Origin of the sequence: uncultured Ruminococcus sp., assembly GCF_946415235.1 — a bacterium.
Classification (GTDB): domain Bacteria; phylum Bacillota; class Clostridia; order Oscillospirales; family Ruminococcaceae; genus Ruminococcus.
Window position 1 is genome coordinate 1 of sequence record NZ_CAMKRR010000098.1, and the last position, 10989, is coordinate 10989.

Here is a 10989-nt window from a genome sequence, read left to right on the forward strand (position 1 = left end):
TTATTATACACCAGATTCCTTCTTTGAGGAATACGTCCTTTATTTGACGCTTACGGAAATCAGGAAATAATGGTTAAGCCATGACAGACATTGCTGGCATTCTGCTATTTTGTTTAGTTTATTCTCCTACTGCTCAAAATTATAACCTCTGAAGTAGTGTATAATAGAAAAACACTACTTCAAAGGTTTAAACAAATTTAGAATAGTCTCTAAGTAAATATGTTTTTATTATAAGCATTTCCGTCAAGCCACTTCTTGTTCTGAATAGATTCCAAGAATACTGCTGTTACCAAATTGTTTTCAGCAACTGTTTTTACCTGGGGATCATGTGTATTACATCGCCACGACCATTTATTCTGTGTGATCTCATAATCGCCGATTGGTAAGTCCTTTATTATAACAGCTTGTTTATCTTCAGGCTTAATGCAAACAACAAGTTCTATCCAGTTATTATGACCGTCCTTACCTTTAATGATAAACTCATACGGCTGACTGCCTTTGATGACATCATCGCCTGTGACTTCTATTTTCAAGTCACCGTGTCTATAGTCATATTTAGCGTAATAAGTCATATCCTTATTCGATGCCAACGGACGAATCATGTTATTCTCTGAGCCCGATAATACGGTTTCTGTTCCGACAACCGGTGTAACAGGAATTGTACATTCTTCATCAGAGTACCATCCATAAAATTTGTATATTCCATTGTCAATCTTGGCTTCTACGGTATTACTCGGACGTGTACCAATAATCACTGTTTCTTCATTATAAGAAAGCAGTTTAGGATTCTTTGGATCACCTAAGATATGAGTGTTGCCATCTGGAATTACAGCATAGTAATAGAACATTACTTCATCGAGAGCCGTATAATTGAACACAAGCCTGTTATTAGTCATTGCTGCATCATCATCAGATATAACTCTCGTCCTGACATCACCGCCAGATACCGAAAAGCCTTCAATTGTAATAGCATTTTCAGTATATGTTGTATTAAACTTCCTATCTGGAATTACTTTATAAAAGCTCTTATAATATGTGATTCCGTCTATCTCAATACTATCTTCACCAATCAATCCCGTCTGGTCGATCGTAATATTGAAATCCTTTATCTTTTCAGGATCGTTGGAAGTTACCTGATATATCACCTTGACAGGATAACTTTTCTTAAGATAATAGATATACACGACCTTACTGTTAGCGGTATCAGCAGCATCCATGCGAACATAGATGTTCGTGTCTGATGAACTCAACGCATTCAATTCACCTTTACTCTCAATATCGCTGGTATCAAATACATTTTCCTGATAACATTTTACCGTATATCCAGCATAGGAGTTAATAACGAAAGATTTATATCTTTCGTTTTCTTGATCACTACGCTCACCATAACCGTCGATGTAATTCTTTTCCTTGAACTTCATTTCTACGCCGTCAATTGTTTGCGTAAACTTTCCGTTTTCATCCTCAACCATATACTTGATATGATAAGGCATATTTTTAGTATCAACGTTATAGTAGAAGGTGATAACATTCTGTTCCTCTTCCTCCTGAGGATTATCTGAAACTATCAACGTTTTTGAAATATAGTATGCAGACGGAACATATCCATTAATGTGAATAAATTTTTCCGTTACCACTGCTTTCCGGTTTTCTGAAACAAGCTTTGATTCGTGTATTTCTTGTCCTGCTTCAACGCCGTCTTTGGCAATGTATCTAACTTTATAAGGCACGTTATCACGGTATGTATAAAGGAACGATTTAACATTCAGATTACTGTCAGCTTTCATCAGAATCGATGTACTGCTTCTGTCAGGGAAATATCCCAATCTATAATCATCATCCAATTCATTCTCAACTTTTGCCTTAAATGTTCTTGTAAGACCAACGAATGAATAACCAGTCATATCAGGAGCAACTTTTTCAGGCACAGCGTCGTTTTCCTTCCCTTTGACGTAGTAGTGCACAGTAAAAGTAGCAGGCACTGTAGAAGACCACTTCATAAACAGTTCCATTCCACCCGAAACTGTCATAGTATCCGGATCAAACGCATGGAGCTCACCATCTTCGTCATAATAGTACCAGCCTGCTTTTACTGCATAGTATGTACCTGTACTGTTTATAATCTCAGGAGCTTCCAGTTTTTCTTCAGCTGCACTTGTATCAAGTTTCTGACCGTAATCTCCTGTACCTTCATAGATTGTATTTACAGCTGTTGGTGTTTTGTTCTGGTATGCACTTTCATCGTTGTAATAGAGTATCTCAAAGGTCTTCGGCTTCCAGTAGGCGTATACCATAACATTATGGTCGGGCATTGTGCCTGTCCAGTCGAATTCATTATCATAGGTATCCGAATCGTACCAGCCCGCAAATTCATAAGAACCAGGCTTCAGTCCTGAAGGATAAGGCGGCTCGTCTGTCGGCTCAAATCCTGCAAGCGGATATTCGTACTTGATAGACGAGGTATCTGCGCCAGTTGAATAGCTTGTATTGTAATTATAATAGCTCAGGGAATAGGAGTTTCGGAGGTAATGAAACTCGGTTGTCCATACGCCATCGTCAGGATCCTGATATTGACCTTCTTCTGTTGCACTGGAATTAATGTGACCGCTGCTGTCAGATTGTAGTATTGTTAAACCACTGTATGTAAAGGGATCGATTCTTGTATTACCGTTATGTGCAGCAACGGCTTCTACCGTATGGTCAAGCAGATAATAATTGCCTTTATATTCTGTCACCCCCGAAGCATTGGGATCGAGTGTTTCAAAGAATATCTTTATTCTGTGCTTTGAAATATTATTTCCACTGCTCCCCCACCATGCGTACAGGCTTTGAGCTATGCGGTCAGGATTGGAAGGATCATAAACATATGAAGGATCAACGATCATATCAGATGATAAATAAGGAAATCTGCCGACTATATTTGCATGTGTTGAATTCTTTTCTCTGTATTTGGTTCCTGCCTGGGTACTCCATGAACCAAAACTAAAGACAGTATTATTTCCATTTGTTGATAAAACACCGTTTACAGGCTGAAATATATCTGCAGGCCATAAAGACTCAATATTTGCATTATATTCCGCAACAAGCTCTACATATTTGTATGTTTCATTGTTTAAAACAAATTCGCCAGGTGTAATTCCTGATACTGTATCAACAGCCGGTAACTCATTCAGAGTCCCCCCCCATGTCAAGCTTGAGGTGAAATTACCATTACCAGTTGCCGTTGCGACTTTTATAGCATTTGAATTTGTGGAAATGTTGGCATCTGCATAATCATATAACTGCCATCTATTCGGATCTTTTCCATTTTCAATGGCAGGATCACTTGGATAAACTTGTACCCTTTCTCCCTTATTACTTTTATCATTGAGATAAAAGTTCTTGTCTTTATAAACAGTGTATATCAAAAACTCATTATCAGATTCTCCGTAAGGTGCAATTTTAAATAGCGTGGGTGTATCTGACATTATAGCCGCATTTCCAGCACTTATCGTTTTAAAATCTACTGAAAGATATTTTCCGTCAGAATACTGAATATAATAACCACCTTCAGTAGGAACTAGCTCCCATAAGTAATTAAAGTTATTGTTATTAAAATTCGTCAATGCACGCATATTATCAGCGGCATCAAGATTTGTAAGCGCTTTTGATCTATTATTGTTTGTGTTTACAAGAACATATTTATGATTATCTGTAACGCTTGTTACTGGAGCACCTGCTGTGATTGTAGTTGTACTTGAATACTTTAAATACACAAACCTCAGCTTATACTTATTTCGCTTATAATAAAGCCTTATGATCGACGAACCATCGCTCTTGACTTTGATCGTTTCGCTATTGTTTGCTGCAGTAGCTTCAGGATCGAAGGTAAAAAATTGATAGTCTGTAAACGTCGTTATATCGTCTTTATTATCGGACATAATGCTGCTGAGAGAAAGCTCAGTATCAGGAAGCGCAGAAAGCATCTTATCTCCCCAGTAATTGTACTTTGTAACGCCTGAGCCGTCATCAACTTCGGCATTGTAATAAACTATCCTGTAGTTTACATTGTTTATGGCCTTCCATTTAGCTTTGCAATGTATGTTATAAGCCGGCATTGTTGTGGGAAGTTCAGTAAGTGCTTCGTTTGTATCTTCTCTTTTGATATCCCAACCGTCAAACTGGTATCCTGTTTTGACTGGAGTGCCAAGCGATATTGGATATTCGTACGGAACATACAGTGGTTCAACGCCGTAAGCACCGTCACCAAGGTCAAGATCGACAAGATAATAGTTACGGTCATAGTAACATTCAAACTCTGTCGAACCGTCCGCAGCAATTACTTCAGGAACATGATACATCAAAGTGAATCCTTCGAAAGCATTATCGAGGGTTTTGTTTCTGAGACTTGTAATATTGTAGTCTGCACTAAAATGAAAGGTATCACCAAATTCCTCAGGCTCGGAACCTGTAACGCCCTTGTTGCTGATGATTTCCTGAAGAGAGTAATCATCATTGTTCAGTTCCTGCGTATATAGTCTGATGACATAATCAACTTCAGCAGGAAAATAGAAAACATCAGTTTCGCTGTCTTTATCAAATTCAATAGTAACACTCGGAAGATGTTCTTTACTGATATTGCAAGGCGAAAAGCCTGGAACTATTGGGCTTTTCTGCGTTATGCCAGGTGAATCTTTTGGCATATTCGCAACGAAGGACGGAAAAGGCGAAGTTCCCTTGTGATCCGGTTTCTGTTCATCATAGTAATAATAGTTGATAATCCCAGTAACGACATCTTCAGAAGCAGCGGCAAAAACCTTGATTATTTCAAACGCAGACATGATAATAAATAGAAAAGCCAAAGAAAAGCATGTTAATTTACGTCTTCTGGTTTTCATACCGATCCCCCTTTCTATTTTATGATAAAATGATCAATTGTCAATCTGTACGCCCCAGGCATCATATACGGCAGTGACACTTGTATCTGTATCTGTATTTCCCACTGCTTGTATAGTCTGTGCAAGTATCTCGATATTCATCTTATATCCTGTAGGAGCAGTTTTGATTTGCTTAAGCTTCTGGTCAGCTCTTATAAGCGGAAACGTACTTGCTCCGCTTGCCACAGCTGATTTAAAGTAATAATATCCATCAGCAGAATTGTACTCCCAATCTGTGTCATTATATTCCAAAGTATAGTCAGTTCCTTCAACAGGCTGATAACCATAAACGTTTCCGTTTGCATCCTGCCATGTGACGATAACCGCTGCTCTGACATATACGGGATACTCCTTATCCTCTGCTGTCATGCTGACATCTGTTTTATACATAAAACCGTCCGTATCTGTTTTCACGGTTTCGTTGATAACAGGCGTATTATATTCGGCAGCCACAAAAAAGTTTCCTACTTTATTTGAACTTCCAATATATTTTGCAACTACCAGCCCTGTTATAGTACCTATTATAATTAGCACTATAGGTATTATGATCCTGTATTTTTGTTTTCGCATGGTGTATGACTTCCTTTCGGCGTACATACCTTTATCTTAATCTATCTGTACAAGATAGGCATAAACTTCTATTTTGAACTGACCGGCATTTTTAGTTTTATCCGTATTGTCACGAAGAGAATCACCTACGCGGATACTATCATTGCTGAATATGTGCGCGATTGTCTGTGCAACTCCAGGCTGTATCACTTGTTTGTACTTATATACTATTCCTCCGTGTAAAGGCGTGAATGATGTTTCAGCTTCAAAGCTCGTTCCTATTGTATAACTTACCTCGTCGGGAAGATTTGTATTCACCACTTCAATATATAAGTTACAAGCAACTTCACTGTTACCATCAAGCTGAATATATGCATCCTTTGGTATATTCACACCTGGCAATACTGTGTCATATTCATTTGTTTCAACAATTGTGTCATTATCCAGAAAATACACTCCGCCTTCAAGATTCACTTTATGCTCATGAAGTTTAACTGTTGCCATCCTTGCGACATGTGCACTATCATTATAAAAAACATTTGAAGTGTATTTTGCAAGCATTCCGCATACAAGCCACATGGATATTAATGTCATGGTTAACAGTATTCCAAAAACTTTATATATAATTCCTGTAGCTTGAAAGAGAGGCTTTATATGATCTGCAGCATTTTTTATCATAAAACCTCACCCCTTCAAATTTATTCATTCTTTAATCGTCTTATCTCTTCCTTAATTCTTTCCTGTTCGGAAATCGTCTTACGTTTTTCACGTACATAAGGAAGCTCAAACATTATTACTGCTCCTAAAAGAACCAAAAAAGTCCCTATCGTTGATTTGATAAACTGCACTATACAGCCAATAAAATGAATATGCATGACCATTTTCCCTTTGATTTGTGCAGTTGAGATTTCAGGGTCATTAACTTCGTTTGCGTCACCCTTTGTAATGGCATTTTCACCATTTATCTCAATAAGCCTATGTATTACAAGCAAATCATCGTCCTGATATACGATAATATCATCACTCTGATAGCTTTTCTGTTTTTTTATGATAACCAGATCATTTACTTTCAGTTCAGGTTCCATACTGCCCGATAATACAACCGAAAAGCCATAGCCGAAAGGCATTGGCATTTTATTGCCTATAAGAGTTCTGGCATTCCAACTGTATAGCTTCAAGCCGATAATAATACTTATAACCACAAATAGTATAATACGTGCAATGGATCTGCACTTATTCATTTTGTTCATCGTCCTCGTTTTCCTTGCGTCTTGGTCTCGCTAAAAGCATAGCGCCAAGTGCAGCTGTCAGGAGCACAGTAGGAACTGCACCAAGCAGCACACCTGTTTTAGGTGCAGGAACATTTCCTTCAATGCCATATTCCTTTCCCGTATCATTGTTTTGTGACGGCTGTGCTGGCGTAATAGGATTATTATTGTTATTTTCAGGACTTATTACTGCGTCAACAGCTGTCGCTATCGTATTTATCTTTATTGTAAGCGCCAGATCATCATCGACCGCCAAATTTCCAAGAAGAGTATCATACTCGTCGTTGCCCCACTCATAAGGCCATTCCCATTCAAGATTATATACAGCGAAACGACCTGCACTCAGCTTTGAATGATCTTCAACATTATTAAGTTCAAGAACGCTTTCTTTTGTATCAGAACCGCCGAGCAGATATCTGTTTGTGTAATCCCAGACGCGGGCTTTTACAGGGAGCTCAAGGTCTGTACCGGTGACATAAGCTTCCATGGTCATATCATAGTCAAGAAGCACATCTCCCGTATTTTCAAGAGTAAACGAATAAGTATTTGACGTTCCCGGAGCAATAAGCTTGTCATCGTCCGTGCCTTTTACAGTAATACCGTTTTCACTGTCATAAGTCAGCTTGAATATATCTACTTCTGTTTCGGATAGCCATACAGTCTTATCGTCGTAAGCCTTGAAGCCGGGATTTCCAAGCTGTACAACAGCATATCCGTTTTCATTTTCATCAAACGATACCTGCACATTCTCAGCAGAACTGATAGTTTTCGTAGTCACCATTGTAGTGCCGTTCGATCTTGTAAGCGGGATCACATTAGGGAACCGAACTTCCCAGTAGCTATTCATTCTCGAAAACAAAACGACAAGAGAGGTAATATCAAGAATTGCCAGAAGAACTACTATTACAACAAAAATCGAATTGTTTTTTCTTTTTGAATTCACAGCAGTCATCTCCTCTCAATAGTTTTAGTACGGTAACTTCGATATGCCGGGCCATTATATGCTCAGCACATCGAAATCACCGAAACGTCGGCAGGCAGTGCCACAACTGCCTGCTTGTTCCGATAATAATTATGTATCATGCATTAGGTTCAAAATATTTAGTCGATCTGAGTAACACTAATCGTAATCTGTACACCGGTACTGAGGTTGTAGTCTGTTCCGGAAGTAAGAGTCGTCGCAGGAGCAAGCGTTGTTCCAGCCGCAAGATCACCGAGAAGTGTATCCTGCTTGTCATAAGTACCTGCACCGCTGTTATCAAAATCCCACTCCCATGTGAGCTTGAGTGTACCAATTGAATTTGCGAGATTCGTATTAGCATTCACTCCAGCGTTTGTTAAGCCCTCAAGTGCGGTTTTCACAGCTGAAAGGTTCTGCTTATCAACGAGCGTGGTAGACGTGCCTCCCTTTGTCTGTGTCAGAGTGTACTTGATAGGATAGTAGTCTTCTGCGTTATCAAATGTATCCGTAGCATCACCTGTTGTCATATCAGGCAGACCTGATTTTGTTTTTAGATAAATATCTTTAGTTGCAGCGTTAAAATCAGTACCTGTGTTATCCTTTACAATAACATCAATTTTTACAGCAACTTCAGGAGTGCCTGTGATAGAAAAGGTCAATCCATCTGTATTTTTCGTTCCAGGGGCAACAACCTTATCCGTCCCATCAACGCCGTCATGATCTGTCGTTGCTCCCGTAACCGCACTTGATACCACACTGAGTGTTGCAGCAGCAGTTGAATCACCGCTTACACCAGGGGTATTGGTAGACGTCTTATAAGTATCAGCAAAAAGTGCGCCATCAGAAGTAACTACTACTCCGAATTTTGCAACACGAGCGGTATCAGAACCACTGTCCCTTGTAACATACTTTGCAAATGTACCGCTTACAGCACTTGTTGAAAGGAGAGTAGCTATAAGCAACCCCCCTGCTGCTCTCATTGCCTTATTCTTTTTCATGTGAATACTCCTTTCACGTTTATTTGCCTTTCGGCAGTTTATTCTCCCCTTAATGGCAAGCCATGGGGAAGATATTTATATCCATCCCCGATGTGGCAGTCGAGGGAAGAATAACTTGATTGATACCGGCTTATTCATTGTTCTTTTCTTTTGCAGCCTTCTGCGCCTTAAGCTCTTCAAGCTCTGCAAGAAGAGCCGCTGTATCAGCCTGATTAGCCTTTTCAAATCTTCGGCGGCGTATTACATCATATCCCACAAAAAGAATTAGCGGAAGTATAACGCAGACTATCAGTCCTGCAGTAGTTTGCATAAACATCGCAACACGACCAGCTTTAGGTATTCGGAAACTATAAACACCAACTACCTTTTCTGCTTTGACAGCCTTTTGATCTTCTGCATTGTTAGCATCACCTTTGGTCTTAAATGCAAGGACACCATCTTCCTCAGTTATACCAACGACACGGTGAGTAACCACACTCGTTCCATTGCCGGAAGGGTCAAAAAAGGAGATAACATCTCCTTCTTTTATATCTGAAGTATTTACCTTATTGCAAATTATAAGGTCTCCGCTCTGTATCTGTGGATACATAGAATCCGTAAGAACGATCATCGGGAACATTTTACCTATGCTCGGAACTTCATCTTTATTAACATAGCTTTTTATTATAAGTGTGACATTCATAAGAATTAACAATGGGCAGTTTCCAAAAGTGACCTTATTCCGATAAAAATCCAATATAGCACAAAAGAGTATCAATCTCCTAATACAACGGAGACTGATACTCTTTTCTTTTTTCAGATTATTCTATTCTGAAGAAACCTTCAATCAATCAACAAGATAGCTCAAAAAACAAGAAAAGCCGAAGTTAGTGTGACAACCCGACCTCGACTTTTCGCAAAATTATTGAATTGACGATACGCTAAACTTGATTCGTATGTTTCTCACACAGTTTCTAATATACCTTATCATTATTATAGCAAATTATGTATGTCTTGTCAAGATAGGTGGATTGTTTTTTTATTGTTTCCATAATTACTTATACTGAACGATGATTAATTGGAGGTTTTAATGAATGAGCAAGAAAACAGCTTATAAACGCAGGGACGGACGCTGGGAGTGCCGTATATCTATGGGCAAAGATGAGAACGGCAGACGTGTATTCCGTTCGTTCTACGGAAAAAGCCGTGATGAAGCCGAATACAAGGCTATGATAGCACTGGATCACAGCGAGGACGAGTACGCTGTAACGGAAATGACGGTCAGAGAGCTTGTGACCGAGTGGCTTCATGTGACAGCATCACGAATAAAGGAGTCAACGGCTGCCAACTACGTCATGAAAGCCGAAAAGCACCTTATACCTGCATTTGGAGAGATAAAGTGCTGTCTGCTGAAAGCGAAAGATATATATGCTTTTATCGAACGCAAGATAAAAGAGGGCTTGTCGGTGCGGTATCTGTCTGATATTATCGTGCTGTTCAAGTCGGTTTTTCGCTATGCAAGCCGTGAATATAGAATCCGTAACGTACTTGACGGTATCGTTCTCCCCAAAAAGAATAAGCCTGAAATTGCTGTTATGAACAAGAAACAGCAGCTCAGGCTTGAAAAATATCTGGACGAGCGTCCGTCTGTTACGAGCGTGGGTATTGCAATCTCGATGTATATGGGCTTGCGTATCGGTGAGGTCTGCGCTCTGCAATGGAAAGAGATTGACCTTGAAAAACGTGTTTTGACCGTCAGCAAGACCATTCAGCGTGTGCAGTGCAGAACAGGATCCAAACAAACCAAGCTCATCATCACTGAGCCGAAAAGCGAAAGTTCTAAACGAACAATTCCTATCCCTGATTGCCTGCTTCCTCTGCTCAGACGGTTTAAGGATAACGGTGAGGTCTATGTGGTGTCCGGCAGGAAAAAGCCTGTTGAGCCAAGAACAATGCAGTACCGCTTCGCTAAAATACTGCATAACGCAGATTTGCCGTCATTCCACTATCACAGCCTGCGCCATTTATTTGCAACAAGGTGTGTCGAACTGGGCTTTGATGTGAAAACGCTGTCCGAGATTTTAGGGCATAGCTCCGTAGAAGTCACGCTTAACCGCTACATTCATTCCGATATGGAGCGTAAGCGTACCTGTATGAGCCTTCTTTCTAAGTGCGCATGACCGTCAGTGTAACGTAAAAGTGCCGTCATTCCGAATATTGAAAACTGAATAAAATCGGAGTCAACTGCTCTTTTCTCGTTAAATCAATAATTTTGCGAAATACGAAGCTGTATTTTGCAGTATGTTAATGACTGTTAA

At 39.6% G+C, this 10989-nt stretch carries 8 protein-coding genes; 1 reads left to right on the forward strand and 7 read right to left on the reverse strand.

Features of this window, described 5'->3' with window-relative positions; genetic code table 11:
* Positions 1 to 209 precede the first annotated feature (209 nt).
* From Q0R37_RS13040 to Q0R37_RS13070, 7 genes are all read right to left on the reverse strand, one after another.
* Positions 210 to 4877 (reverse strand): InlB B-repeat-containing protein, encoded by a 4668-nt coding sequence (locus Q0R37_RS13040; RefSeq protein WP_294754960.1) that lies wholly within the window; start codon positions 4875 to 4877, stop codon positions 210 to 212.
* Between the two features lie 33 nt (positions 4878 to 4910).
* Entirely contained in the window at positions 4911 to 5486 is a 576-nt protein-coding gene (locus tag Q0R37_RS13045; RefSeq protein WP_294754961.1) for a hypothetical protein, read from the reverse strand.
* 36 nt (positions 5487 to 5522) lie between these two features.
* The gene (locus tag Q0R37_RS13050) at positions 5523 to 6143 is read right to left on the reverse strand and encodes a hypothetical protein (RefSeq protein ID WP_294754962.1); all 621 of its coding nucleotides are present in this window, start codon (positions 6141 to 6143) and stop codon (positions 5523 to 5525) included.
* A 20-nt stretch (positions 6144 to 6163) separates the two neighbouring features.
* Complete coding sequence (locus tag Q0R37_RS13055) at positions 6164 to 6706, reverse strand: signal peptidase I (protein WP_294754963.1); 543 nt, start codon at positions 6704 to 6706, stop codon at positions 6164 to 6166.
* Entirely contained in the window at positions 6699 to 7676 is a 978-nt protein-coding gene (locus tag Q0R37_RS13060; protein ID WP_294754964.1) for a hypothetical protein, read from the reverse strand. Before Q0R37_RS13060 ends, Q0R37_RS13055 begins: the two co-directional genes overlap by 8 nt.
* Before the next feature lie 158 nt (positions 7677 to 7834).
* The gene (locus Q0R37_RS13065) at positions 7835 to 8692 is read right to left on the reverse strand and encodes a hypothetical protein (protein WP_294754965.1); all 858 of its coding nucleotides are present in this window, start codon (positions 8690 to 8692) and stop codon (positions 7835 to 7837) included.
* Between the two features lie 130 nt (positions 8693 to 8822).
* A complete protein-coding gene (locus Q0R37_RS13070) occupies positions 8823 to 9386 on the reverse strand; it encodes a signal peptidase I (RefSeq protein WP_294754966.1) in 564 nt (187 codons plus the stop codon).
* Positions 9387 to 9765: 379 nt separating this feature from the next.
* On the opposite strand from Q0R37_RS13070, the gene Q0R37_RS13075 reads away from it, so the two are divergent.
* Positions 9766 to 10851, forward strand: a complete 1086-nt coding sequence (locus Q0R37_RS13075; protein ID WP_009300539.1) for a site-specific integrase — start codon at positions 9766 to 9768, stop codon at positions 10849 to 10851.
* Positions 10852 to 10989: the final 138 nt, after the last annotated feature.